The organism is Agrobacterium larrymoorei, assembly GCF_030819275.1.
Lineage (GTDB): Bacteria > Pseudomonadota > Alphaproteobacteria > Rhizobiales > Rhizobiaceae > Agrobacterium > Agrobacterium larrymoorei_B.
In genome coordinates this window covers 948,013-974,121 of sequence record NZ_JAUTBL010000001.1, presented here as the reverse complement: position 1 = coordinate 974,121, position 26,109 = coordinate 948,013, and the positions used below count along the sequence as shown (strand labels likewise).

Below are 26,109 nucleotides of genomic sequence, written 5' to 3'. Positions count from 1 at the left end.
GAGACCGATTTTCGGGCCGATGCTGTAGCGGGGGATCACACTTCCGGTCTGCGGAAATCGCCGGTCTTACTGTCCATCACCCACAATTCACCCGTCGAGATGTCGAACCAGGCGCCGTGCAGCTTTACCTTGCCTGCGGTCTCCTGCGCCTTGACGAAGGGGAAACCTCGCAGATTGTGGATGGAGTTGCGGATTGAGACACGTTCGAGCGCTGTCTGACGCTCGCCCGAGGTCATCACGTCATTGCTCTGGATTTGCTCGGCGGCGGATTTGACGAGGTTCATCCATTTGCCGATGAAATCGCCAGGCGAAAGCGACTCGAAATTCGGATCAAGGGCCGCCTGAATGCCGCCGCAGCGGCCGTGGCCCATGACGACGATGTCCTTCACCTTCAGAACCTGCACTGCATATTCGATGGCGGCAGATGTTGCGTGATATTGTCCGTCCGGTTCGAAAGGCGGCACCATGTTCGCCACATTCCGCATGACGAAAAGCTCGCCCGGTCCGCAATCGAAGATCGTTTCGGGTGCCGAGCGGGAGTCGCAACAGGCAATGAACAATGTCTGAGGCTTCTGGCCGCTATCGGCAAGAGTGCGGTATCGGTCGCGCTCATCGGCATAACGGCCGCTCATGAAGTTCTTGTAGCCGTTCAGAAGATAATCTGGAAAATCTTTCATTCGATCTCGCCGTGCCGTTGGTCGCTACCGGAAACGCCTTCTCATAAGGCGCATGAAACTTGCCCGCTATTTGCCCTTGCTGCGGGCAGGATGCAAGAGATGGCGCATCTGAACCATCGCCATGGGTGTGGAAAGGCTCGACGCATCGGTTTCAAGCGTCAGTTCGTTGGCGCCACGCTTCATGGTGCGGGCCAGAATTTCAAAGACGCTGGCGGTTGCCAGTTGCAGCGCTTTTTCGTCATCCACGCCCTGAAGCATACGCGCCAAAAAGACTGCAGCAAGAAGGTCGCCAAGCCCGTTCGGCACGTTATCGATGGCACGATGTTCCGCAAGCAGCGCGTGGCGGCCGCTGAGGAAGAGATTGCCGATACCATTTGCCATCATCGGAACGGCGGAGGTGACGAGCATTTTTGGCGGGCCGAGCGCAAGGGCCGCATCCATGATTTCGGAATTGGTGTCGAGCGCAGCACCGCTCATCCAGGCCAGCTCGTAGCGGTTGGGTGTGGAGACGGTTGCAAGCGGCACGAGTTCGTCGCGGATCGCCTCGGCCGTCTCGATCGGCACATAGAGCCCGCCCTTGTCGCCCATGACGGGATCGCACACATAGATCAGATCAGGGTTGTTCTCTCTCAGCGTTCGGATCAGACGGGCGACCGAACGCACCTGATCGGCGCTGCCGAAATATCCGGTGAGGACCGCTTTGACTTCTCCACGCCATTTCGATGCCGCCAGATCGCCCATGGCCGCGTCGAAGGCCTCACCGTCAAATCGCAGACGGGTGGAGGGTCCTTGGCCTGGATGCCATGGCATGACGATGGTGGGCACCGCCCAAACCGGAAAGCCAAGTGTCTCCAGACCGAACACAGCCGCTCGATTGCCCACAGAGCCGCGCATGACATGGCTGGAAATGACGATGACGGAGCCGCTGATATTGTCTTGCACGAATGTCATTCCATCTTCGAAGGATTGGAGAGGCATACCGCCTCCCACCTTAAGCAGAAGTCTAAAAGTTTTTAGGGTTTTAGAGGGAGCGGCACAGGGGCGCAAGATCAGGACGTGCCAAGGTCTCGCTTGCCAGCCTGCTTGGCAGAAAAAAGCCCCGGACGATTGATCCGGGGCTTGTCGAAGAGACTATTCGTTGGCGGTGACGGTGACGCCCAGAACGCTCGGGATCGTGTTCGGTGCCCCCATTGCTGCGCCCATGATCATGGGGAAAGGAACCGGCTTCGCCGGCGCTGCCGAAATCGTGAAGTTCTTCGGATCGTCGACATAGGTGTTCACAGCGGCGGATACAGCGTTCTGCAGTTCCGGAATGTTGAGTTGTGCGATCATCATAGGCGCCATGCCCTTGATCATCTGGGAGAGCTGCTGGCTCGTTGTTCCCTGCTCCTTGGCGGCGTAATCGATACCGCGCTTGGTAATGCCGGCATCATCGAAACTGATCTTGGCATTGTTGAAGGTCAGTTGCTGCATGAGACCAAGTATGGCAAGGCCGAAGGCCTGATCTGCCTGTTCCTTGTTGGGGTTGGCTTCCTGCGCCTTGACGGCATCCTGCATCGACTTGATGAAAGCCATTGTATAGCCGGAGATGCTGAAGCTCATGTCCAGGCGACCGACATTCTCGACGTCGATCGAGTATTCGTCGACATTGATCGTGCCGGGTGCAACTTCCCAAGAGCCATTGATCGTGAGGTCGCCGCTCAGAGATTTCAGCTTAAGCGCGTCGATCGCCTCTTTCGTCTTCGGATCCTTGACGCCGCTCAGATCGCCTTTGAAGCCCTCTGCCGTAAGATCGAAGCTGATGGTGCCGCCATCTTCGCTCTTGGTCATCGTGGAATTGCTCTCGGCGATGGAGAACGCTTCCTTACCATCGATCTTGACCGTGGCTGGGCCTGTGTGTGCCTCGTCGTAAAACAGTATGGCATCGACTGTATTTGCCGTTGCATCGGCTGGAACCACGACGCCGGTCATGTAAAGATCGTCGATGGCGATCGACACCTTTTCCTTGGCGTAGTCGACGTTCTCGAAACTCATCTTCTCAATGGTGTAACCGCCATTGTCTTCTTCGACACCTTCGAGAGTAACGTTGCCAACGGGAAACTGCTGTGCCGGGTCGGTTGCGCTGCCGATGACGACACCCGACAGGGTGACATTGTCGCCGTTGGTGGCGATGGACTTGGCGGTGATTTCCGCGCCTTGCGCGTGGTAGGCAGCATTGATTTTCTTCAGCACATCGGCGCCATCCAGGGCAAAAGCCGGAGAGGCAAATGCCAGTACGGCTGCGCTGGCAAACAGGAAATTCCGTGTGGTTTCAAGTCTCATTCTGTCTCTTCCCTTAAGGCGCGAACATCCGCAACAAGAATAGGCACATCACGCGTCCACATATGCAGCACAAGCGCGATTGACCGACGTGGTACTGTGCAACGAATGGCTGAATTGCGGCACAAAAACAAGATTGCATAAAAATATAGGCTTAACGCCTGTCATCCACAGCGCAGAAAGCCCGGATTTCTTGCCGTAACCGCCTATTTCCGATAGGCAGTCGCCATGGGAAAAAATCTTAATCCGCCATCGGGCGGAGACGACGATCATATTGTGCCGGTCGATCTGAAGGCGGCGCTCGAAGAGCGCTATCTGGCCTATGCGCTATCGACCATCATGCACCGCGCTCTTCCGGACGTTCGTGACGGGTTGAAACCGGTACATCGACGCATCGTGCATGCCATGAGCGAGATGGGTATTCGTCCCAATTCCGCGTTCAAGAAATGCGCCCGTATCGTCGGCGATGTCATGGGTAAATTCCACCCGCATGGTGATGCCTCGATCTACGATGCCCTCGTGCGACTTTCGCAGGATTTTGCCATTCGCTACCCGCTGGTCGATGGCCAGGGCAATTTTGGCAACATCGACGGCGATGGCGCAGCCGCCATGCGTTACACCGAAGCGCGTATGACCGATGTCGCGGCTCTGCTTCTGGAAGGCATCGAGCAGGACGCGGTCGATTTTCGCCCGACTTATAACGAGGAAGACGAAGAGCCGGTGGTTATGCCCGGTGCGTTTCCGAACCTTCTGGCCAATGGGTCCTCCGGCATCGCGGTTGGTATGGCAACGTCCATCCCGCCGCACAATGCCCATGAAATCTGTGATGCGGCTCTTCATCTGATCAAGCATCCGGATGCGAGTGTCGAGAAGCTGTTGGAATTCATTCCTGGTCCGGATTTGCCGACGGGCGGGATCATCATCGAAAGCCGCGAGAATATTCTCGAGGCCTACAGGACCGGCCGCGGCGGTTTTCGCGTTCGCGCCAAATGGGAAACGGAAGATCTCGGCCGTGGCGGTTACCAGATCGTCGTCACCGAAATTCCGTTCCAGGTCCAGAAGTCGCGGCTGATCGAAAAGATCGCCGAGCTGCTGCTTGCCCGCAAGCTGCCGCTTCTGGAAGACGTCCGCGACGAATCCGCCGAAGACGTTCGCATCGTTCTGGTGCCGAAGAACCGCACGGTGGACGCGACGCTGCTGATGGAATCGCTCTTCCGCCTGTCGGATCTGGAAAGCCGTATTCCTCTGAATATGAACGTGCTGTCGCTTGGCCGGGTGCCGAAGGTGATGGCGCTGAACGAGGTGCTGACCGAGTGGCTGGCGCACCGCAAGGAAGTCCTTGTTCGCCGCTCCAAGTTCCGCCTGGCGGCCATCGACCGTCGCCTGGAAATCCTTGGCGGCCTGTTGATCGCCTATCTCAACATCGATGAGATCATCCGCATCATCCGCGAAGAGGACGAGCCCAAGCCGGTGATGATGGCGCGGTTCGGGCTGACGGATAACCAGGCCGAAGCCATTCTCAACATGCGCCTTCGCTCGCTGCGCAAGCTGGAAGAGTTTGAGATCCGTACGGAATTCGACGAGCTCAGCAAGGAAAAGGGCGAGATCGAATCTCTCCTGGCATCCGACGACAAGCAGTGGCAGGCGGTTTCCTGGGAGATCGGTGAGGTCAAGAAGAAATACGCCAAGGCAACCGAACTTGGCCGCCGCCGCACGCAGTTTGCCGATGCGCCGAATGCCGATGTCGAGGCCATCCAGCAGGCGATGATCGAGAAGGAACCGATCACGGTCGTCATCTCGCAGAAGGGCTGGATCAGGGCCTTGAAGGGCCATATGTCGGATACGTCCAGCCTCACCTTCAAGGAAGGCGACGGGCCGAAGCTCGCCTTCCCGGCGCAGACCACCGACAAGCTGCTTCTGGTCACCACGGGCGGCAAGGTCTATACGCTCGGCGCCGACAAGCTGCCCGGCGGTCGCGGTCACGGCGAGCCGGTGCGCATCATGGTGGATATGGAGAACGATCAGGACATCCTCACCGCCTTCGTCCACGACTCATCCCGCAAGCTCCTGATCGTCTCGACCGGCGGCAATGGCTTCATCATTCCTGAAACGGAAATGGTCGCCAATACCCGCAAGGGCAAGCAGATCATGAACGTCTCCATGCCGGATGAAACCAAGCTCGTGGTGCCCGTCATCGGCGATCATGTTGCTGTCGTGGGCGAGAACCGCAAGATGCTCGCCTTCCCGCTATCGCAAGTGCCGGAAATGTCGCGCGGCAAGGGCGTACGCCTGCAGCGCTACAAGGATGGCGGCGTCTCCGACGTGAAATGCTTTGCAATCGCGACCGGTCTTTCATGGGAAGACAGCGCCGGGCGCTCCTTCTCGAAGGTCGGAGACGAACTGCTTGAATGGATGGGTGATCGCGCCGGTGTCGGCCGCAGCGTTCCGAAAGGCTTTCCGCGCAGTGGCAAGTTCGGCGGCTAAAGTGCGTCGCAAATCCGCGTGCGGTTTTGCGACGGCATATGTCATCAGATATTTGTCAGAGGGATAACGTGGTCTTTGAGGAAGCGGGTTATCCCTTCTTCGTCAATTTCGCCGGCCGCCACAGCCATGACAAACGCATAGAGCTTGGCGTCATCCGTTTCTAGCATAAGGCCGTTTTCCATCAGGAAAACACCGGTCGTCACAATGGCGATCCTCTTATTGCCATCTACGAAGGCATGGTTCCTCGCGAGGCCAAACAGGTAAGCCGCGGCAAGTTCGCATACGTCGTTGCATCCGTAAGCAGCTTTGTTGATGGGCCTGTTAAGCGCGGAATCGAGCAAAGCGTTATCCCGCAGGCCGTGGCTCCCGCCGAAATGCTCGATCTGCATTTGATGCAGTTGCTCAACAAGCTTGCTATCCAGAAAAACGAAATCTGTCATTCTGCCAGCTTCTTCAAAGCAACCTTATATTTATCCATGAAGACCCGCGCATGCTCCAACTGCCGCGTAAAGGCCTCGTCTGCTGGCCGGATGTGCCATTCGCCTTCTTTTTTCTCGAGGCTGATAGCGTCGCCTGCCTTTACTCCGAGGCTTTCCAGAACCTCTTTCGGAATGATGATACCTTCCGAATTGCCAATCTTGCGAACCGTCACATTCATCTCAAACTCTCCGTTATAACGTCGTTATAACATGGCGGAAGAGATACGGCAATGTCAGGTTAGCTTGCGTCTGGAGTGTACAATTCCCATCCGCGCGGCGTCAGATGCTCTTGGGGATGATAACGCGTCTTGTATCCCATCTTGTCCGAGCCATCGACCCAGTAGCCTAGGTAGACGTGGGGCAGTCCAAGCGTGCGAGTGCGGGTAATATGATCCAGGATCATAAAGGTGCCCAACGAGCGCTTCTCAAGTTCAGGATTGAAGAAGGAATAGACCATGGAGAGGCCATCGCTCATCAGGTCTGTGAGCGCAACGGCGATCAGTTCTCCGCGCTTGCTGTCATCGATACCCGCACCCGGTTCTCGCTTTCGGTACTCGATGATGCGCGTGTTGACATGGGTGTCTTCTACCATCACCGCGTAATCGAGTGCCGACATATCCGACATGCCGCCTGATGTATGGCGATGATCGAGGTAGCGGCGAAAGAGCGAGAATTGCTCGGTGGATGGTTCGGCCCGGTGGACCGTCGCCACGAGATCACTATTGGTCGCCAGTACACGCCGCATCGACTTCGTCGGCATGAAGCCATCGGCCAGGATCCTGACGGAGACGCAGGCGCGGCAATTCTCGCAAGCAGGGCGATAGGCGATGTTTTGAGAGCGACGAAACCCGCCCTGGGTCAGCAGATCGTTCATCTCGGGCGCACGAGGACCCACCAGATGCGTGAAAACCTTCCGTTCCAACTGGTTCGGAAGATAGGGGCAAGTGGCCGGCGCGGTGAGATAGAATTGCGGCGAAGGCGTCGTCTGCGTGTTCATCGAACCCAATCGCTCCCTTCGCAAGCCAACCTTCTGTGTCAGAATGACAAAAAGGTGGGAAACGTCAACTCTCGAAGAGACCTGTCAATAAAATTGAAGCCGCCGGAGCGGCTTCATCGCTTTTTGCTCTGAATTTTTACCGGGTTCTGATCGTCACTGTTCCCAGAAGGAAGTCGTGGACCAGTCTGGAGCGCTCGGTGAACAGACCTGCCAGCAGGATGAACGGCGTCAGGATCGAATTGATAATCCAGAAGAGCGCGATATGAGCGGTCGAAATCAGGAAGTCGATTCGGCCACCATCGAGGCGCGCCATTTGAATGCCGACCACGCGCATGCCGGGTGTGGCTTGCGCCGCGCTTCCGAGCGTCATGCCGAAATAAAGGATGGCGACGATGAAGAACAGCGCAGGGAAGAGCATGAAGCCAAAGCCGAGCGTCAGGATGCCGAGAAAGAACACGATCACGGCTGCCGGAATGCACAGCAGAAGCACCATCACATAGTCGATGATGAACGCCACGACACGACGGCTCAGCACGCCTTCATAGGCGCGCCAGTCTTCGGTCGGAACGTAGGTCGGGTTCGGGTTGAAGCTCATTGGCGGTTTCTCCTTTTCGAGAAAAGATATGGTGTGGACCACCGCAAATACAATGACTGCCTCGCTCAGCCCTTTGCGAGCTTTTTCGCCACCTCGACGGCGAAATAAGTCAGGATGCCATCGCACCCCGCCCGCTTGAAGCAGAGCAAGGTCTCCATCATCACCCGGTCGCCATCGATCCAGCCATTCATAGCAGCCGCCTTGATCTGTGCATACTCGCCGGAGACCTGATAGGCGAAGGTCGGAAGACCGAAAGCATCCTTCAGCCGCCAACAGATGTCGAGATAGGGAAGGCCTGGTTTCACCATCAGCATGTCGGCGCCTTCTTCAACGTCGAGAGCGGCATCCCGCATTGCCTCGGTGCCATTGGCAGGACTGATATAATAGCTGTTCTTGTCGCCCTTCAGTAGGCCGCTGGTGGAAATTGCCTCGCGGTAGGGTCCGTAGAAACCAGAGGAGAATTTTGTCGCATAGGCCATGATGCCGACGCCCTGGTGGCCCGCCGCATCGAGCCCGCGGCGGATCGCGCCGATCCGGCCGTCCATCATTTCGGAAGGGGCGATGATGTCCGCGCCCGCATCCGCCTGCATCACGGCAGCTCTCACCACCTGATCGACCGTTTCGTCATTGACGATATCGTCGCCACGCAGGATCCCGTCATGCCCGTGGCTGGTAAAGGGGTCGAGCGCCACATCGGTGATCACACCAATATTGGGGACCGCCTTCTTGATCGCCGCCGTCGCCTGGTTGATCAGGTTGTTGGCTTCCAGCACCTGGGATCCCGTCTCATCTCGCAGTTCCATCTCAATATTGGGGAATGTCGCGATGGCGGGAATGCCGAGATCGGCAGCTTCCCTGGCTGCTTCGACCAGCTTGTCGACGCTCATGCGATTGACGCCGGGCATCGATGGGATGGGATCGACGATATTCGTACCGGGGACGACGAAGACCGGCCATATCAGATCATCAACCGTCAACTGGTTTTCGCGCACGAGCCTGCGCGTCCAGTCGGCTTTGCGGATGCGCCGCATGCGTCGGTGGCCGGTAATGTGATCTACCAGATGAGTCTTGTCGGTCATGTCTTTTCCTTCAGAGCCTGTCCGATGGCACTGGTCCATCACCCATGCTCTCTTATGGTGTTTCCGTCTGAATGTTGGAAGCTACGGGTAAACGCGGCTTCGATAGGACGCCAGAGTGTGATGATCGCATAACATAAGGCAAGCATGATGCGAATGCGACGCTCTGACCCACAGCCAGTTCGAAAATCCTTTGCGCCTTCGACGCGGACAGCGCGCGGTGCCCTGGCGTTTGAGCACCATAAAAGGAGCCCGGCGGTAGCTGTCGCTCAAGAGGGCTGTGACCTCTCGCAATTATCCATTGGCAGGAGCCACGCCAGAAACGTATCTTCGCCCCATGGAACCTGATTCTCCACCGCAACCGAAGCTGCCTCTGACGGAAATCCTGTACTATGTCTTTCTCAGACTGGTGGCAGCGTCCTGTTTCTGGTTCGGGCTGCAGTACTGGGCCATGCTGACGGGTTACACGCTGAGCGGCCATGCCCGCTTCGATATGCTCAATCTTCCCTGGCGCGTTGCCGGCACCGGCTTGGCGGTCGTCTTTCCGGTTGCAGCGCTGGGATTATGGTTGGGCGCTTCTTGGGGCGCGGTGATCTGGGTCATCGGCGCTGGCGCACAGATCGCCATGTACAAGGTGTGGCCCAATATCTTCGGCAGCAACACGCTTGTGCCCGTCATGCACTGTATCGTGGCAACTGTTTATATACTATTCCAGGTCGCTTTCTGGCTGGATGCGCGCCAAAATGACGAGCGCGTAAGAATTGATTCACCATAATAATAAAGCTCTTGCGGCCCGATTTTCTCAAAATTTTTCGACTAAGTATTTGATTTATCTTATTCATGCAATTTCGCGCCGCTGCACATCACGTCTGGGTCCACAGGTGACGACATCCGGTAACCACTCGTTAATGATGCATTTTAAGTAGAATTTTATGCGCATTGCTTAGGTTTGCTCACAAGGCGGGAAACAAAATCAACACCGCCAAACAAAACAGTGAGGCAGTCATGATCAATAGCAAAGCAAAGCCACAGGCAGTTGTAACCGACGTACAGGAAGAAGCCATCCGTTCGCTCTACATGGAGTCTCTCCATCTCGTCGAACGCCTGCACCGCCGCCTTCTCGATGTTATCAAGGACGAGTTCGACCGTCAGGGTCGCGATGACGTCAACGCCGTTCAGGCGCTCCTGCTCTTCAACATCGGCACCTCCGAACTGACCGCCGGCGAGCTTCGCTCGCGTGGCTACTATCTCGGCTCCAACGTGTCCTACAACGTCAAGAAGCTGGTCGACCTCGGCTTCATCAACCATCAGCGCTCGCGCATCGACCGCCGCTCGGTTCGCATTTCTCTGACCGACAAGGGCCAGGACATTGCCGAAACCGTCGCCCGCCTCTATGAGCGCCACATTGGCTCGATCGAAAAGGTTGGCGGCATCGGCACCGGCGAATTCGCCGAAATGAACAAGCTGCTGCAACGCCTCGATCGCTTCTGGAACGACAGCATCGCATATCGCCTCTAAGGAGAGCGCTACCCAATTTTGCAAAGCCGGATGCGGAAACGCGTCCGGCTTGTTGCATTTTTGTGCGGGTCACGCCGAAAAGACCGGGTGACACAGCTTCGTGAGCAGTGTCAAGGTGACACGAATTGGCCATATTGGTATGGGACCGCCAAAGCGAGGGAGCCGGCGGTCTCTTCTATCATCGCATGATGCGTCAGTTTTGATTTCGCATGAAGTATTTCCTGCCGGCAGGCGTCCGAAAACGTTTGTTAATCATGTTGTTCTAGGCATCCATAAGGTTGCCTGACGAAATGGCTGGTAGGTAGAATGACTAAGAAATCCGTGCCCGAATTGCTCTCTCGCCGCGCCATGTTGCGCTCGGCCGTTTCGCTCGGCGCTGTCGCGCTTGCTGCACCTGCGCTGGCGCAGGATGCGTTCAACGATCTGATCGGATCGTCGCGCCGCGGAAATTGGGACGATCAGTTCGATGCGAACTCCTCGCGCTCGGCTGTTGGCGTGGTTTCCAACAATCCCGTTCTCGGTCCTGAAGCTCCGGCCTATATGCAGCAGGCGATCATGCAGTATCAGCAGATCGTCTCCAATGGTGGCTGGCCGGAAGTGCCGCCAAGCCAGCAGCGTCTGCAGATCGGCGTCAACGACCCTTCCGTCCAGGCGCTTCGCCAGCGTCTGATGATTTCGGGCGATCTTCCGCGTGAAGCCGGCATTTCCAGCGCTTTCGATTCCTACGTCGATGGTGCGCTCAAGCGCTTCCAGGCGCGTCACGGCCTTCCGGCAGATGGCGTGATCGGCGAATATACGCTGAAGGCGCTGAACGTTTCTGCGCAGCTTCGCATGGCGCAGTTGCAGACCAACCTCATCCGCATCCAGACGATGGCGGGCGACCTCGGCCAGCGCCACGTGATGGTGAACATTCCGGCAGCCTCGATCGAGGCGGTGGAAAACAACCGCGTGGTTCTGCGCAATACGGCTGTTGTCGGTCGCGCCAGCCGCCCGACGCACATCATCAACTCGAAGATCTACGAGATCATCCTCAACCCGTACTGGACCGCGCCGCGCTCGATCGTCGAGAAGGACATCGTTCCGCTGATGCAGAAGGACCCGACCTATCTGGAGCGCAACAACATCCGCCTGCTGGATGGCCGCGGCCAGGAAGTGTCGCCACAGACCGTGGACTGGTTTGCCCCTAAGGCGCCAAACCTGATGTTCCGTCAGGACCCTGGCAAAAACAACGCCATGTCCTCGACCAAGATCAACTTCCACAACCCGAACAACGAATACATGCATGACACGCCTCAGCAGGGCCTGTTCAACAAGCTGATGCGCTTTGAATCCTCCGGCTGCGTGCGTGTGCAGAATGTACGCGACCTGACGACCTGGATGCTGCGCGACACGCCCGGCTGGTCGCGCCAGGAAATCGAGCGCGTTATTGCAAGCCGCGTCAACACGCCAATCAAGCTCGCAACCGAAATCCCGGTCTACTTCGTCTATGTCACCGCATGGTCGGCAAAGGATGGCGTCGTGCAGTTCCGCGACGACATCTACGGCAATGACGGCAATGCCGAATTGGCGCTGAACACGACGAACACGCAGGAGCAGCCTTCCGGCTCCATCGGCGAGGATCTGTTGCCGCGCAACTGATTGCCGTTCAGACAGACTAGAAAAGCCGCGTCCGGTGGGGCGCGGCTTTTTTCTTTGTTCATGTCGCGCATTTTGCATTTTTTACGCCGGACGTCGCAGTTTGACGGTCAAATCTCGCTGCGCTTATTGCTCTTATACAGGTGGGGCGCTAAGACGCCATCGCATTACTGTTTCAGGAGCCTTCATCATGTCGAACACAGATGCCTTCTTCTCCAAGCCGCTTGCCGAAATCGATCCGGATATCTTTGGCGCGATCGAGAAGGAGCTGGGTCGCCAGCGTCACGAGATCGAGCTGATTGCCTCGGAAAACATCGTGTCCCGCGCCGTGCTCGAAGCCCAGGGCTCGATCATGACCAACAAATATGCCGAAGGCTATCCGGGCAAGCGCTATTATGGCGGCTGCCAGTTCGTCGATATTGCTGAAGAGCTTGCCATCGAGCGCGCCAAGAAGCTGTTCGGCGTCAACTTTGCCAATGTTCAACCGAATTCCGGTTCGCAGATGAACCAGGCCGTGTTCCTGGCACTCTTGCAGCCGGGCGACACTTTCATGGGCCTCGACCTGAACTCGGGAGGTCACTTGACCCACGGTTCGCCGGTCAACATGTCCGGCAAGTGGTTCAACGTCGTGTCCTATGGCGTTCGTGAAGGCGATAACCTGCTCGACATGGACGAAGTAGAGCGCAAGGCCAAGGAAACCAAGCCGAAGCTCATTCTCGCTGGCGGTACGGCCTATTCCCGCGTCTGGGACTGGAAGCGCTTCCGCGAAATCGCCGATGAGGTCGGTGCCTACCTCATGGTCGACATGGCGCACATTGCGGGCCTCGTTGCGGGTGGCCAGCATCCGGCGCCGTTCCCGCATGCGCATGTGGCAACCACCACCACGCACAAGTCTCTGCGTGGTCCACGTGGCGGCATGATCCTGACCAATGACGAAGATCTTGCGAAGAAGTTCAACTCGGCCGTTTTCCCGGGCCTCCAGGGCGGTCCTCTGATGCACGTCATCGCCGCCAAGGCCGTTGCCTTCGGTGAAGCGCTGAAGCCGGAATTCAAGGACTACGCAGCCCAGATCGTCAAGAACGCCAAGGCTCTCTCCGAAACGCTCATCGAAGGCGGCGTCGATGTCGTTTCCGGCGGCACGGACAACCACCTGATGCTGGTCGACCTTCGCAAGAAGAACGCCACCGGCAAGCGCGCGGAAGCTGCACTTGGCCGTGCCTATATCACCTGCAACAAGAACGGTATTCCTTTCGATCCGGAAAAGCCTTTCGTCACCTCCGGTATTCGCCTCGGCACACCAGCCGGCACGACGCGCGGCTTCAAGGAAGCCGAGTTCCGTGAGATCGGCAAGCTGATCGTCGAAGTTCTGGATGGTCTGAAGGTTGCCAATTCCGATGAAGGCAATGCCTCTGTGGAAGCAACGGTACGCGAGAAGGTCGTCGCTCTGACCGATCGCTTCCCGATGTATCCCTACATGTAAGAAGGCAACAGGATGCGCTGCCCTTTCTGCGGTTCTGAAGACACTCAGGTCAAGGACTCACGTCCGGCGGAGGATAACACCTCCATCCGCCGGCGGCGCATCTGCCCGGATTGCGGCGGTCGCTTCACTACCTATGAACGCGTGCAGTTGCGCGAGTTGATGGTCATCAAGAAGAGCGGCCGCAAGCTGGCATTCGATCGCGAGAAGCTGGTGCGATCTTTCGAGATCGCGCTTCGCAAGCGCCCGGTCGACCGCGATCGCATCGAGCGCGCGGTGTCCGGTATCGTGCGCCGGCTCGAAAGCTCAGGCGAAACGGAAATTGCCTCGGAAGAAATCGGCCTGCAGGTGCTCGAAGCATTGAAGAGCCTCGATGATGTGGCTTTTGTGCGCTACGCCTCGGTCTATCGTGATTTCTCCCATGCGGAAGATTTCGAAAACGTCATCGCGGAAATCAACGCCAAGATCGCCCGCGATACAGATTCCGGGACCTGATACAGTGGCTCCGCGGGCCGAAGACGAAAGATTCATGGCGCGCGCCATCGAAGTTTCGCGTCGGAATACTGGCTTCACCGATACTAACCCATCCGTCGGATGCGTTCTCGTCAAAGATGGCGTGATCGTCGCCGAAGCCGTCACCTCGATTGGCGGCAGGCCGCACGCGGAACGCAATGCGCTGGACCTTGCAGGTGAAGCGGCGCGTGGTGCGACCGCCTATGTAACGCTCGAGCCCTGCGCCCATTGGGGAAAAACTCCGCCTTGCGCCAACGCACTCGCGCATCATGGTGTCGCCCGTGTTGTCGTTGCGGTGGACGATCCCGATGAGCGTGTCTCGGGCCGGGGCTATCAGGTCTTGCGCGATGCGGGGATCGAGGTCCAGACAGGTGTGTTGCGCCGGGAAGGCGAACGCGCGCTGGCCGCCTATCTCACGCGCAAGATAAAGAGGCGGCCCCACGTGATCCTGAAACTTGCGGTCTCTGCGGATGGCATGATCGGCCGTAAGGGTGCCGGTCAGGTTGCGATTACCGGAGCAGAATCTCGCCGTGCCGTGCATGAATTGCGCGCCCGCTGCGACGGCATTCTCGTGGGTATCGGCACCGCGATCGCGGATGATCCCGAACTCAATGTCCGCATATCGGGAATGGAGCAGCATTCGCCCATTCGTTTCGTGCTCGACCGACGGTTGGAGTTGCCGACCAACTCGAAGCTGGTGAAGACCGCTCGCGATGTCCCGCTTGTCGTCGTGGAGATGCCCAGTGGCGCAGAGGAGCGCGACCTTGCGGAAAGACGCGCTCGGCTGGCATCGGCAGGTGCTGAAGTGCTAAGCGCGAAAAATCTCGAAGATCTGCTGCTCATACTCGGCGCGCGAGGACTGTCGGAACTTCTCGTCGAAGGCGGGGCGGTTGCTGCAAAGGCTTTTCTCGACGCGGGCTTGGTGGATCGCATCCTGCTGTTCGAAAGCCCGGTCGTAATCGGTGCCAACGGTATTGAAACGCCGATCAAACGCGCCGATATGCCTGACACCTATTCCCTGGTCGGTGAGACCGTCTATGGTGCTGACCGCTGTTTCGATTATGAAAGGTCGCTTTGATGTTTACCGGTATCGTCACCGATGTTGGAACTGTTTCCGAGCTTCATCCGCTGGCCGAGGGCGTGCGGCTGCGCGTGGCGACCAACTACGATCCGAAGACCATCGATATGGGCGCGTCCATTTCCCATGGCGGCGTCTGCCTGACGGTGACGAGGCTGCCGGAAGAGGGCAGCAACGAGCGCTGGTATGAGGTGGAAGCCTGGGAAGAGGCACTTCGCCTCACCACCATCTCCGCTTGGGCAACGGGAACGCGCGTCAATCTTGAGAGGGCTCTCAAGATCGGCGATGAACTCGGCGGCCATATCGTTTCCGGTCACGTTGATGGCAAGGCGGAAATTCTGTCCGTCGAGCCGGAGGGGGAAGCGGTACGCATCCGCCTGCGCGCACCGGAGCATCTGGCGAAATTCGTCGCGCCCAAAGGTTCGGTGGCGCTGGATGGTACATCGCTGACGGTAAACGCCGTCGACGGCCCAGACTTCGATGTGCTGTTGATCCGCCACACACTGGCCGTCACCACCTGGGGCGATCGCAAGCCTGGTGATTTTGTCAATTTCGAAGTCGATACCATGGCCCGCTATGCGGCACGGCTTGCGGAATTTCCGTCAAAGTAGGATGCTTCCTAAAAATGGAGAAGGCGTCGCTTGAGCGCCAAACTCTGCGGAGCTCACAATGGCATCTTATGAACTGCTTGCGGCATTCCTGATCACGACGGCGCTCTTTGCCTATGTGCCAGGGCCCGCGATGCTCTACACCATCGCACAGACCATGGCGCGTGGACGTTATGCTGGCCTACTCGCAGTGCTCGGCATTCACATCGGCTGCTATGTTCATATCGTTGCCGCGGTTGCGGGATTGTCCGTTCTGTTTCAGGCTGTGCCGTGGCTTTATCTCGCGGTGAAGTTCGGTGGCGCTTGCTATCTTATCTGGCTTGGGTTCTCCATGCTCAGAGCCAGGGTCAGCGGCGAAACAAGCGGCAGCTTCACGATTGCCCGGAAATCCGCAAAGCGGGCTTTCATCGATAGCATTGTCGTTGAAGTGTTGAACCCGAAGACGGCGCTCTTCTTCCTCGCCTTCCTGCCGCAATTCGTCGATCCGGCCGCGGCATTTCCGATATGGCTTCAGTTTCTGATCCTCGGCGTTGCCGTCAACATCATCTTTACTTCGGCGGATTTCGTCGTCGTGCTGGTTGCGGGGCTTGCGGCCGGACGGTTGAAGCGGTCTGCTTTCGCGCAAACGGTGGCCCGGCGCGGAGCCGGCGCGATTTTGGTGGGGCTCGGCCTTCATCTCGCCTGGCAGAGAAGCTGATCGGCGCAGAGAATTCGGGGTCGCGGCGGGGCGCACGCGGCAGCATTGCATTAAAAATGCTTGCCAAGTGCGGCAAGCCATGGTTTGACCGCGCCAAAAGCCGGTATCATCCGGCGCAGATTTTCAGGAAACTCCCATGTCCCAGCCTCATCTTCTCATCGTGGAAGCACGCTTTTATGACGATATGGCCGATGCCTTGCTCGATGGCGCAAAGTTCGCGCTCGAAGAGGCTGGCGCCACCTATGACATCATTACCGTTCCAGGTGCGCTGGAGATTCCCGCAGCCATCGCCATGGCGCTTGATGGCGCAGACAATGGCGGCACGGAATATGATGGCTTCGTTGCGCTCGGCATGGTCATTCGTGGTGAGACCTATCACTTCGATATCGTTGCGAACGAATCGTCGCGCGCCATCATGGATCTGACGGTCAGCGAGTCGCTGGCGATCGGCAACGGCATTCTGACCGTCGAAAACGACGAGCAGGCCTGGGCGCGCGTTCGTCGTTCCGACAAGGACAAGGGCGGTTTTGCCGCTCGTGCCGCGCTGACCATGATCGAATTGAAAAAGAAGCTGGGTGGTTGATCGCATGACGAGTGTCGAAAACGGCGCAGAACCGCGTCAACCCTCCATCAAGCCCGTCAACCAGCGTGGCGCTGCACGCCTTGCTGCCGTGCAGGCGCTGTACCAGATGGATGTCGGCGGTACCGGCGTTATGGAAGTGGTTGCCGAATATGAGGCGCATCGCCTCGGCAAGGAAGTGGATGGCGAGACCTATCTGAAGGCCGACCCGTCCTGGTTCCGCTCGATCGTTTCAGGCGTTGTACGCGACCAGACGAAGATCGACCCACTGGTGCGTTCCGCACTTCAGGAAGACTGGCCGCTCTCGCGTCTCGACACCACCGTTCGCGCCATCCTACGTGCTGGCGCCTTCGAAATCCTCGAGCGTAAGGACGTTCCGGTTGCCGTGATCGTCACCGAATATGTCGAGATCGCCCGCGCGTTCTTCGAAAATGACGAGCCGAAGCTCGTCAATGCGGTTCTCGATCGTATCGCAAAGCAGGTTCGCGGCGAGACCAAGCGGTAAGTTTCACGCCCTCACTTTTTGATTTCCCGCAAGGCTGGCCAGCAAGCCGCGTTATAGTCTTTGCGGGACATACTCCGATTGGGAAGGTGGGGACGAGATGAGCGCGGTATCGGTTGCGGGCCTGGAAGGCCAATTGTCTGAGGCCAAGCGCAACGTTTTCCTCCTCACCCTTGCACAGGCCATTCTCGGTTCTGCCGGACCGTTGAGTTTCTCGGTGGGTGCGCTTGCGGGTTACCAACTCCTTGGAGCCGACAAATCCCTGGCGACAGCGCCGCTTACCGGCTTCAACATCGGTGTTGCCCTTGGCGCGGTGGCGGTTGCATTCGCCGCGCGTTTTCTCGGGCGCAAAGCCGGCTTCATTCTCGGAGCGCTCCTGTGTTCCACCGGCGGCGCTCTGGCGGCCGTGGCACTCTTTCGCACGGACTTCTGGCTCTTCGCGCTCGGCTTGATGCTGATCGGTCTTTCCGGCGGCTTTACCCAGAAGATCCGTTTCGCGGCAGCCGATGCCTCGCCATCTTTCTACAAGCCCAAGGCTATTTCTTGGATCCTGGCGGGCGGCGTTGTCTCTGCCGTCGTCGGTCCCCAGCTTGCCATTTTCGGGAAGGATGTCTTTGCGCCGGTTACCTTTGCAGGCACTTTCATCGCTCTTGTTCCGCTCGGCCTTCTAGCCGTTGGGATCCTTTGCTTTTTGAAGCTACCGGAATTGAAGCAGACGGTTGCGAGCGCCCCAGCGCGGCCTCTCCTCGAAATCATCGCCACGCGCCGCTTCATCACTGGTATGATCTGCGGCATCGGCTCCTATGCGCTGATGACCTTCATGATGACCGGGGCGCCGCTTGCCATGGTGATCGGCTGCGGTTTTCCCAGCGAGTTGGCCACGCTTGGCATCCAGTGGCACGTGCTCGCCATGTTCGGCCCGAGCTTTTTCACCGGTGTCCTGATCACCCGCTTCGGCGCGGAGAAGGTGGTCGCGGCCGGTCTCGTCATTCTCATGGCCTGCGCCGTTGTCGCGCATATGGGTGTGGAACTCTGGAACTTCTGGCTGGCGCTGATCCTGCTTGGGGCAGGGTGGAACTTCGGATTCATTGGCGCAACTGCGATCGTGTCCTCCAGCTACCGACCGCATGAGGCTGACAAGGTGCAGGGTTTTCACGATATCGTTCTTTTCGGCACGGTCGCGCTGTCGTCCTTCTCCTCGGGCCAAGTTTTTACCGCCTGGGGCTGGTCGGTGATGAACCTCGTTATCTGGCCTGTCGCCGGTCTTTGCCTCATCCTCGTGCTGACATTGATTTTCAGCCGGGCGCAAAAAGCCGTCTGAATCAGAACCATACGCATCAGTGCATGATCTTCGGGCTTGACGCGACGCGTCATCGCGACGCAATCTTGCCACTGCAAGCCATTCTTCCCGGGGAGGGGAACAAATGGCTCATCCTGGTGTAAGGCGTGCAGCGCCTCACGCCCCGCATGTGGTTTCGCCCGCCGGGGAGATGTGACGAACCGGCACAACGGGAGGTAAGTGCGAATGACCGTCATTGCATTGGTAATTTTATGCGGTGTCCTTTCGATCGCTTATGCGATTTGGGCAACGAAAAGCGTTCTGGATGCCGATCAAGGCAATGAGCGCATGCGTGAAATAGCAGGCTATATTCGCGAGGGAGCTCAGGCCTATCTCGCCCGTCAATATCTGACCATCGCAATCGTCGGTATCATCGTTACGATCGCTGCGTGGATCCTTCTCTCTCCAGAAGCCGCAGTCGGTTTCGTCGTTGGCGCCGTTCTTTCCGGTGCTGCCGGTTTCGTCGGCATGCATGTGTCGGTACGAGCCAATCTTCGCACGGCGCAAGCCGCATCCCATAGCCTCGCAGCCGGTCTCGATATCGCCTTCAAGTCCGGCGCCATCACCGGCATGCTTGTTGCTGGCCTGGCGCTACTCGGCGTCTCCATCTATTATTTCATCCTGACCTCGGTGCTCGGCCACCCAACCGGCTCGCGCGACGTGATCGACGCGCTGGTCTCGCTCGGCTTCGGCGCATCGCTGATCTCCATTTTCGCACGTCTCGGCGGCGGTATCTTCACCAAGGGTGCGGATGTCGGCGGTGACCTTGTCGGCAAGGTCGAGGCCGGTATTCCGGAAGACGATCCGCGCAACCCGGCCACGATTGCCGACAATGTCGGCGATAATGTCGGCGATTGCGCGGGCATGGCCGCCGACCTTTTCGAAACCTATGCGGTCTCCGTCGTGGCGACAATGGTTCTGGCGGCGATCTTCTTTGCCGGTGCGCCGGTGCTGGAAAACGCCATGCTCTATCCGCTCGCCATCTGCGGCGTCTGCATCCTGACATCGATTGCCGGTACCTTCTTCGTCAAGCTCGGCACCAACAATTCGATCATGGGCGCGCTCTATAAGGGCCTGATCGCCACCGGTATCTTCTCAATCGCGGGACTTGCGGTTGCGACCTCGCTCACCATCGGCTGGGGTTCCATCGGAACTGTTGCCGGAATGGATATCACCGGTACCAACCTGTTTTTCTGCGGCCTTCTTGGCCTCCTGGTAACGGCACTGATTGTCGTGATCACCGAGTACTACACTGGCACCAACAAGCGCCCGGTCAACTCCATCGCTCAGGCGTCGGTCACCGGCCACGGCACCAACGTCATCCAGGGTCTTGCGGTCTCGCTGGAATCGACGGCACTTCCGGCCATCGTCATCGTCGGCGGCATTATCTCCACATACCAGTTGGCGGGGCTCTTCGGTACGGGCATTGCGGTGACCGCCATGCTCGGTCTTGCCGGCATGATCGTCGCGCTCGATGCCTTTGGTCCGGTAACCGACAATGCCGGTGGCATTGCCGAGATGGCCGGCCTGGATCCGGATGTGCGAAAAGCCACCGATGCGCTGGATGCCGTCGGCAACACCACAAAGGCCGTAACCAAGGGCTATGCCATCGGCTCGGCCGGTCTTGGCGCGCTGGTGCTCTTTGCCGCTTACGCTAACGACCTCTCCTACTTCGCGGCCAACGGCGCGACCTATCCCTACTTCCAGGATGTCGGAGAGATTTCCTTCAGCCTCTCCAATCCTTACGTGGTGGCAGGTCTGATCTTTGGCGGTCTGATCCCTTATCTCTTCGGCGGTATTGCCATGACCGCCGTCGGCAAGGCGGCGGGTTCCATCGTGGAAGAGGTTCGTCGTCAGTTCCGCGAAAAGCCGGGCATCATGCAGGGCACGGAAAAGCCGGATTACGGCAAGGCCGTGGATCTGCTGACCAAGGCCGCCATCCGCGAAATGGTCATCCCGTCACTACTGCCGGTGCTGGCACCGATCGTCGTCTATTTCGGCGTGTTGCTGATTTCAGGCTCCAAGGCGTCTGCCTTCGCAGCCCTCGGCGCCTCGCTGCTCGGCGTCATCATCAACGGCCTCTTCGTTGCAATTTCCATGACATCGGGCGGTGGTGCCTGGGATAATGCCAAGAAAAGCTTCGAGGACGGCTTCGTCGACAAGGACGGCGTGCGCCATGTCAAAGGATCGGACGCTCATAAGGCATCGGTGACCGGCGATACGGTGGGTGACCCTTACAAGGATACAGCCGGTCCTGCGGTCAATCCGGCCATCAAGATCACCAATATCGTGGCGCTTTTGCTCTTGGCGATCCTGGCAGGTTGATTGAAAGAAGGCAGGCCGCTTCTCAAGCTTGAGGGGCGGCCTCTGCCAGCCAGGCGGCCATCGCCGCTTCTGCTTCGGCCCGCGTCGGCGTGCCCGTCCTTCCACCGAAAACCTGACACTTTAGCGCGGCCGCCACGGACGATAGTTGGATGGCGACTCGGCTCTCCATCCCTTCCGCCACAGCCAAAGCGAATGTCCCATGAAACACGTCGCCCGCTGCGAGCGTGTCGACCGCTTCGATGGCCCTGGTCGACTGAAAATGGACGGTTGGGTCTCTGGCTTCCGTCCAGTAGCACCCCGAAGACCCGGCGGTCACCGCAATGAAGGTCTCCGGGTAGCGCGCATGTAAAACCGGCAACATAGCCGATACATCAGAGAGCCCCGTCAGCCGTTCCGCTGCGGGCTCGGAGAAAATGATGTGGCTTGCAGCGGGTGCAAGCCGTTCCAACGTTTCCACCGGCGCAACATCTCCGTCCAGAATAGCGGGTTTGCCAAGTTGTCGCGCAACGGTCAGCACATCAAGCGCGAGTTCTGGCCAGCGGACGTCCACCAGAACGGCATCGAAGGGTGCGAGATCGGCCTGTGTACAGGAGCGTTTATTCTCGTGGAGCCTGTGATCGTAGAAAGGGACGATCAGTCGCTCCCCCCGGTCATCGATCAGGATGGTAGAGAGCGCTGAGCGCGCACCCTTGGCAATCGTCATGCCGGACGTATCAATGCCGCTTTCGGACAGGTCACGCAGAATACGGGCGCCCGTCTCGTCATCGCCGACAGCACCCCATAGGCTTGCCCGTCCACCCATACGGTGAACTGTGTAGGCAGCACTCGATGCCATCCCCTCGGCAATCTGTAGCATCTCATAGGGCAGCACCTTGCCCTGCCCCGTCGGCATGTCATGCACGCGAAACAGGGTGTCCAGCACGGCAGCACCGACGCACAACACATGGCGGCCGTTGTTCTCTTCGTGTGTCTCGCTTTGCATCGATGCTCAGATTCGCTTGCCGGTTTCCTTATCGAACAGGTGCACCGAAGCGGGATTGATGGCAACACGAACCGTATCGCCGAAGCGGATATCCAGGCGCTCGCGGAAGAGGCAGGCAATTTCTTCGCCATTGCAATTCAGCTTGGCATAGATTTCCGAGCCGGTGCCTTCCACCAGCTCCACCCGTCCTTCGATGCCCGTTTCGGCAGCGCGGATGTGTTCAGGGCGGATGCCGTAGACCAGCTCGCGCCCACCGAGAGACGCGGGATTGGCAGTCGGCGGCAGAGGCAGCGTCACGCCCTTGGCGGTGCGGAAAACGCCTTCTTCGACACGTCCGCGAATGAAGTTCATGGCAGGCGAACCGATGAAGCCGGCAACGAAGAGATTGGCCGGGCGGTCGTAAAGTTCGAGTGGCGCACCGATCTGCTCGATGATGCCGTCATGAAGCACCACGATCTTGTCGGCCATGGTCATGGCCTCCACTTGGTCGTGCGTCACATAGATTGTCGTGGTGCCGATCCGCTGGTGCATCGACTTGATCTCGCCACGCATCTGCACGCGCAGCTTGGCATCCAGGTTAGAGAGTGGCTCGTCGAAAAGGAACACCTGCGGATCGCGCACCAGGGCGCGGCCCATGGCAACGCGCTGGCGCTGACCGCCGGAGAGCTGGCGCGGGTAGCGATCCAGCAGCTTCTCCAACCCAAGAATGCCAGCGGCCTTGTCTACCTTCGCCTTCGTCACGGCGGCATCGACCTTCTTGAGCTTCAGGGCAAAGCCCATATTCTCGGCGACTGTCATGTGCGGATAAAGCGCGTAGTTCTGGAAGACCATGGCGATATCGCGGTCACGGGCGGGCAGGTGACTGACCTCGCGTGCACCGATATGGATCTCGCCATCGCTCAGCTCTTCGAGGCCAGCAATCATGCGCAGCAGGGTGGATTTGCCGCAGCCGGATGGGCCGACGAGGACGACGAATTCTCCGTCACGGATATCGATATCGATACCGTGGATGACATTGACCGCGCCAAAGCGCTTCTGGACATTCTGAATATTGACGGGTGCCATGATGATTATCCTGTAATAAAAGCTTGCAGCAATCTATCGGGTCAGCCGCCCTTGACGGCGCCTGCGGTAAGGCCCGCGACGATCTGCTTTTGGGCAAACATGGTGAGCAATAGTACCGGCAGCGTGACGATCAGCGCTGCGGCGGCAAGCGGACCCCAGCTGACCTGCTCGAAGGACAGCATGTTATAGACCGCAACCGGAAGCGTTCGCGTTTCGCGGCTGGCCAGCACGATGCCGAAGACGAAATTGTTCCACGAGAAGATGACGGCAAGGATGAAGGAGACCACGATGCCGGGCTTGGCAATGGGAAGCGCCACAAGGCGAAACACCTGCCAGGACGACGCACCGTCGATGCTTGCGGCCTCTTCCAGCTCTTTCGGCGTGGTCTCGAAATAGCCGATCATGATCCAGACGACGATTGGAACCGTCACGACCAGATGGATGATGATCTGCGGCCACAGTGTGCCGAGCAGGTTCAGCCATTGGAACAGAAGAAACAGCGGAATGAGGAAGGAGAGGCCGGGCGTCATGCGGGCGATCATGATGACGATTGCCGCCTTTTCCGCTTTCAGCCGCGCAATGCCGTAGCCTGCCGGAACGCCGATCACCAGCGCGAGAATGGTGGCCGCACCCGTGACCAGCACGGAATTCCAGAAATAGAGGAAGAAGTTGTTTTCCTCGAACACCTTCACATAGTTCGACCAGGCGAAGCGCTCGGGAATGAGGATCGGCGGATAAGCGCCGTTATCGATCTCGAATTTCAGCGACAGCGAAATCATCCAGAGGAAGAACAGGATGACGGGGGAGATCATCACCAGCGCAATGAAGAACAGGCCGATACGGTCTAGGTTTCTACGGGACATCAGCGATCCTCCATCTCGTTCCACTGGGTGCGCGCACGGACCATCAGAAGAACGAAGGAGAGCGCGATGATGACGATGAAGAAGACGACGGCCATGGCCGAGGCATAACCGATGTCGTAATAGGCAAAGGCGGTATTGTAGAGGTAGATATTGATCGTTTCCGATGCCGTGCCGGGACCGCCTTGCGTCATAGCGTAGATGATGTCGAAGCTCTTTACCGCATCGATGGAGCGGATGATGACGGCAATCATCAGGAATGGCGCGATCATCGGCATGGTGAGGTAGCGGAACTTCTGCCATGCATTGGCGCCGTCGATCTCAGCACTTTCATAGGGCTCGCGCGGAACGGCTGCCAGACCACCGAGAACGATGAGCATGACGAGCGGCGTCCACTGCCAGGTTTCAACCAGAACCAGCGATGGGATGACGGTGGACTGGTTGTAGATCCATTCGAGCGGTCCGATGCCGATGAAGGATAGAAGATAGTTCAGCACGCCAAGCTGAGGGTGAAACATCATCGTCCAGACCAGCGCGATGGCGACCGGGGTCGCCATCATCGGCATGACGAAAACGCCGCGCAGGAAACCGCGCAGCGGGAATTGCGCATCGAACACAAGGGCAGCCAAGGTGCCGAGGAAGAGCGGTGCGACAACCGAGAGCACCGTATAGACCAGCGTGTGCCAGAGCGATTCCCAGAACCGCGCATCACTTGCCAAGCGGATGTAGTTGTCGAAACCGATGAAACTCTGCTCTTGCCCAAGCGTCCAGCGTTGCGCGCTCATCCACAGGGTGAAGACCCAGGGGAAGACGATGACCGCTGCGATGACGACGAGAGCGGGAATGACGAAAGGCCAGTAGTTGGGAGCAAGCCGCGGCGGCTTGCTCCTCTGTGCAGGTTTCGTCACCGCTGCGCTATGTTCGATGCTGACAGACACCATTATCCCTCGCTGCGTGCCAGAACAGGTGCGAACTGTTCGGTCGCCTTCTTGAGTTCTGCGGCGGGATCCGCGCCGCCGATCATGTTGGTGAGGCCGACGCCGTAAATATCGCGGAACTCGGTCACCGGAATGATGACCGGAAGCGCGAGCTTCGACACCTTGCCGGAACCGACCACGGCATCCAGCCACTCGGCCGGCATCTTCACGCCTTCACGCACCTTCGCATCCTCGAGGATGGACTGGCGGAACGGAACGCCGGCACCGGCCTGCAGAAGACGTGCACCCATGTCGTGCGAGATCGCCCACTGGCAGAAGAGATAGGCCGCTTCCTTCTTGGTGCTGGCTTCGACAACCCCAAGACCGTCACCGAATGTGCCGGCCGCCTGCGCAGCCGGACCCTTCGGCATCACGCCGTAGCCGGTCTTGCCGACGACGCGGGACTTTTCGGGGTTTTCGATCGGCGGCGCGAAGCCGACGCCATCCAGCCACATGCCAATCTTGCCCTGAAGGAAGGCAGACTGTGCTTCGGCCCAGTTGAAGCCGGAGACACCGGGAGGTGCTGCCTTGGTCATCAGGCGCTGGTAGAGTTTGGCCGCTTCGACGGCTTCCTTGGATTCGGTGTTGATCTTGCCATCGGTAATCGGCTCTGCGCCGTAACCGAGCATAAAGGTGGTCCAGACCGGTGTATTGGCGTTCTTCAGGCCGCGCGCCACGAAACCGTAAGTGTTGGTCGAGGGATCGGTGATCGCTTCTGCGGCGGCAACCAGCTCTTCGAAGGTCTGAGGATATTTCAGGCCCTTGGCTTCGAAGAGGTCCTTGTTCCAGTAGAGGATCCAGTAATCCACGGAGAAGGGAAGCGAACGCAGAACGCCGTCGCTGTCCTTGGCGAACTGCATGCCGGCCGCGGCAAAATCGCTTTCGACCAGCGACGGATCGGTCAGTGAAGGGTCTTTCATGAAGCCGCTGATATCGGCGAGCCATTTGCCCTTTTCGAACTGGCGCTTCTGAACGTGGTAGCTCAGGTGAACGACGTCGAAGCTTGGCTTGCCCGAGGAAAGCTCGATGACCACCTTCTGGCGCTGCTGCTGTTCTGGTGTGGCCTCGGCATTGACCTTGATGCCCGTGAGCTCTTCGAATTCCTTGATGTGTTTGAGAAGCGTTTCGCTGCGCGGGCTCTTGACCAGATTGACCTCAAGCGTGGTGCCGGCATGCTTCTTCCAGTCCACCGCGGCCGATGCGGAGCGCACACCGAACATGGCGGCGCCGCCAAGGGCAGCTGTGCCGGCCAGGAAGGCGCGGCGCGTTGGGCTCATCAATGAATGTGACATGAAGTTCCTCCTCTTATTCGCCGGGATCTCCTCA

Annotated in this window: 26 protein-coding genes; 13 read left to right on the top strand and 13 right to left on the bottom strand. The window is 58.5% G+C overall.

Going from position 1 to position 26,109, the window contains the following annotated elements:
- Window positions 1–35: 35 nt before the first annotated feature.
- From QE408_RS04515 to QE408_RS04505, 3 genes are all read right to left on the bottom strand, one after another.
- Window positions 36–677, bottom strand: coding sequence for a carbonic anhydrase (locus QE408_RS04515; RefSeq protein ID WP_306928882.1), 642 nt, complete (start codon window positions 675–677; stop codon window positions 36–38).
- A gap of 66 nt (window positions 678–743) precedes the next feature.
- Window positions 744–1,628, bottom strand: a complete 885-nt coding sequence (pdxY, locus tag QE408_RS04510; RefSeq protein WP_373465483.1) for a pyridoxal kinase PdxY — start codon at window positions 1,626–1,628, stop codon at window positions 744–746.
- A gap of 180 nt (window positions 1,629–1,808) precedes the next feature.
- On the bottom strand, window positions 1,809–2,999 hold the full coding sequence (locus tag QE408_RS04505) for a hypothetical protein (protein ID WP_306928881.1): 1,191 nt from the start codon (window positions 2,997–2,999) through the stop codon (window positions 1,809–1,811).
- A gap of 225 nt (window positions 3,000–3,224) precedes the next feature.
- Here QE408_RS04505 and parC point away from each other — a divergent pair, with 225 nt between their 5' ends.
- Window positions 3,225–5,480 (top strand): DNA topoisomerase IV subunit A, encoded by a 2,256-nt coding sequence (gene parC / locus QE408_RS04500; protein WP_306928880.1) that lies wholly within the window; start codon window positions 3,225–3,227, stop codon window positions 5,478–5,480.
- 44 nt (window positions 5,481–5,524) lie between these two features.
- Here the strand turns inward: parC and QE408_RS04495 are convergent, their stop codons facing one another.
- From QE408_RS04495 to hemB, 5 genes are all read right to left on the bottom strand, one after another.
- A complete protein-coding gene (locus QE408_RS04495; protein WP_306928878.1) occupies window positions 5,525–5,920 on the bottom strand; it encodes a type II toxin-antitoxin system death-on-curing family toxin in 396 nt (131 codons plus the stop codon).
- Window positions 5,917–6,138 carry an AbrB/MazE/SpoVT family DNA-binding domain-containing protein gene (locus QE408_RS04490; RefSeq protein ID WP_306928877.1) on the bottom strand — a complete coding sequence of 74 codons (222 nt, stop codon included), beginning with the start codon at window positions 6,136–6,138 and terminating at the stop codon, window positions 5,917–5,919. Before QE408_RS04490 ends, QE408_RS04495 begins: the two co-directional genes overlap by 4 nt.
- 59 nt (window positions 6,139–6,197) lie before the next feature.
- Window positions 6,198–6,956 carry an arginyltransferase gene (locus QE408_RS04485; protein WP_306928876.1) on the bottom strand — a complete coding sequence of 253 codons (759 nt, stop codon included), beginning with the start codon at window positions 6,954–6,956 and terminating at the stop codon, window positions 6,198–6,200.
- 136 nt (window positions 6,957–7,092) lie between these two features.
- A complete protein-coding gene (locus QE408_RS04480) occupies window positions 7,093–7,551 on the bottom strand; it encodes an RDD family protein (RefSeq protein ID WP_306928875.1) in 459 nt (152 codons plus the stop codon).
- A 65-nt stretch (window positions 7,552–7,616) separates the two neighbouring features.
- Window positions 7,617–8,630 (bottom strand): porphobilinogen synthase, encoded by a 1,014-nt coding sequence (gene hemB, locus QE408_RS04475; protein ID WP_306928874.1) that lies wholly within the window; start codon window positions 8,628–8,630, stop codon window positions 7,617–7,619.
- A gap of 334 nt (window positions 8,631–8,964) precedes the next feature.
- Between hemB and QE408_RS04470 the strand changes: the two genes are divergently transcribed.
- From QE408_RS04470 to QE408_RS04415, 12 genes are all read left to right on the top strand, one after another.
- Window positions 8,965–9,402 carry a DUF6163 family protein gene (locus QE408_RS04470; RefSeq protein ID WP_306928872.1) on the top strand — a complete coding sequence of 146 codons (438 nt, stop codon included), beginning with the start codon at window positions 8,965–8,967 and terminating at the stop codon, window positions 9,400–9,402.
- Between the two features lie 233 nt (window positions 9,403–9,635).
- A complete protein-coding gene (gene ldtR, locus QE408_RS04465; protein ID WP_186330162.1) occupies window positions 9,636–10,145 on the top strand; it encodes a transcriptional regulator LdtR in 510 nt (169 codons plus the stop codon).
- Between the two features lie 306 nt (window positions 10,146–10,451).
- Window positions 10,452–11,783, top strand: coding sequence for a L,D-transpeptidase family protein (locus QE408_RS04460; RefSeq protein WP_306928871.1), 1,332 nt, complete (start codon window positions 10,452–10,454; stop codon window positions 11,781–11,783).
- A 187-nt stretch (window positions 11,784–11,970) separates the two neighbouring features.
- The gene (glyA, locus tag QE408_RS04455; protein ID WP_306928870.1) at window positions 11,971–13,260 is read left to right on the top strand and encodes a serine hydroxymethyltransferase; all 1,290 of its coding nucleotides are present in this window, start codon (window positions 11,971–11,973) and stop codon (window positions 13,258–13,260) included.
- A 12-nt stretch (window positions 13,261–13,272) separates the two neighbouring features.
- Window positions 13,273–13,752, top strand: a complete 480-nt coding sequence (gene nrdR / locus QE408_RS04450) for a transcriptional regulator NrdR (protein ID WP_062423522.1) — start codon at window positions 13,273–13,275, stop codon at window positions 13,750–13,752.
- A gap of 4 nt (window positions 13,753–13,756) precedes the next feature.
- The gene (gene ribD / locus QE408_RS04445; protein ID WP_306928869.1) at window positions 13,757–14,848 is read left to right on the top strand and encodes a bifunctional diaminohydroxyphosphoribosylaminopyrimidine deaminase/5-amino-6-(5-phosphoribosylamino)uracil reductase RibD; all 1,092 of its coding nucleotides are present in this window, start codon (window positions 13,757–13,759) and stop codon (window positions 14,846–14,848) included.
- Window positions 14,848–15,459 carry a riboflavin synthase gene (locus tag QE408_RS04440; RefSeq protein WP_306928868.1) on the top strand — a complete coding sequence of 204 codons (612 nt, stop codon included), beginning with the start codon at window positions 14,848–14,850 and terminating at the stop codon, window positions 15,457–15,459. The genes ribD and QE408_RS04440 overlap by 1 nt, the downstream gene beginning before the upstream one ends.
- Before the next feature lie 58 nt (window positions 15,460–15,517).
- Window positions 15,518–16,153: a LysE family translocator gene (locus tag QE408_RS04435; protein WP_306928866.1), complete on the top strand. Its 636-nt coding sequence runs from the start codon at window positions 15,518–15,520 to the stop codon at window positions 16,151–16,153.
- 136 nt (window positions 16,154–16,289) lie between these two features.
- Window positions 16,290–16,736 (top strand): 6,7-dimethyl-8-ribityllumazine synthase, encoded by a 447-nt coding sequence (ribH, locus tag QE408_RS04430; protein ID WP_296013881.1) that lies wholly within the window; start codon window positions 16,290–16,292, stop codon window positions 16,734–16,736.
- 4 nt (window positions 16,737–16,740) lie between these two features.
- The gene (gene nusB, locus QE408_RS04425; RefSeq protein ID WP_062423518.1) at window positions 16,741–17,238 is read left to right on the top strand and encodes a transcription antitermination factor NusB; all 498 of its coding nucleotides are present in this window, start codon (window positions 16,741–16,743) and stop codon (window positions 17,236–17,238) included.
- 97 nt (window positions 17,239–17,335) lie between these two features.
- On the top strand, window positions 17,336–18,556 hold the full coding sequence (locus tag QE408_RS04420; protein ID WP_306928865.1) for an MFS transporter: 1,221 nt from the start codon (window positions 17,336–17,338) through the stop codon (window positions 18,554–18,556).
- 204 nt (window positions 18,557–18,760) lie between these two features.
- Window positions 18,761–20,899: a sodium-translocating pyrophosphatase gene (locus QE408_RS04415; RefSeq protein ID WP_306928864.1), complete on the top strand. Its 2,139-nt coding sequence runs from the start codon at window positions 18,761–18,763 to the stop codon at window positions 20,897–20,899.
- 22 nt (window positions 20,900–20,921) lie between these two features.
- On the opposite strand, the gene QE408_RS04410 is transcribed toward QE408_RS04415, so the two are convergent.
- From QE408_RS04410 to QE408_RS04390, 5 genes are read right to left on the bottom strand one after another with little or no spacing between them, the layout of a single operon-like run.
- Window positions 20,922–21,881: a sugar kinase gene (locus QE408_RS04410; RefSeq protein WP_306928861.1), complete on the bottom strand. Its 960-nt coding sequence runs from the start codon at window positions 21,879–21,881 to the stop codon at window positions 20,922–20,924.
- Window positions 21,882–21,887: 6 nt separating this feature from the next.
- Complete coding sequence (locus tag QE408_RS04405; protein WP_306928860.1) at window positions 21,888–22,946, bottom strand: ABC transporter ATP-binding protein; 1,059 nt, start codon at window positions 22,944–22,946, stop codon at window positions 21,888–21,890.
- Window positions 22,947–22,987: 41 nt separating this feature from the next.
- A complete protein-coding gene (locus QE408_RS04400; RefSeq protein WP_062423513.1) occupies window positions 22,988–23,809 on the bottom strand; it encodes a carbohydrate ABC transporter permease in 822 nt (273 codons plus the stop codon).
- Window positions 23,809–24,747, bottom strand: coding sequence for a carbohydrate ABC transporter permease (locus tag QE408_RS04395; protein ID WP_306928855.1), 939 nt, complete (start codon window positions 24,745–24,747; stop codon window positions 23,809–23,811). The genes QE408_RS04400 and QE408_RS04395 overlap by 1 nt, the downstream gene beginning before the upstream one ends.
- Window positions 24,747–26,075, bottom strand: a complete 1,329-nt coding sequence (locus QE408_RS04390) for an ABC transporter substrate-binding protein (RefSeq protein ID WP_306928854.1) — start codon at window positions 26,073–26,075, stop codon at window positions 24,747–24,749. Before QE408_RS04390 ends, QE408_RS04395 begins: the two co-directional genes overlap by 1 nt.
- Between the last annotated feature and the right edge of the window lie 34 nt (window positions 26,076–26,109).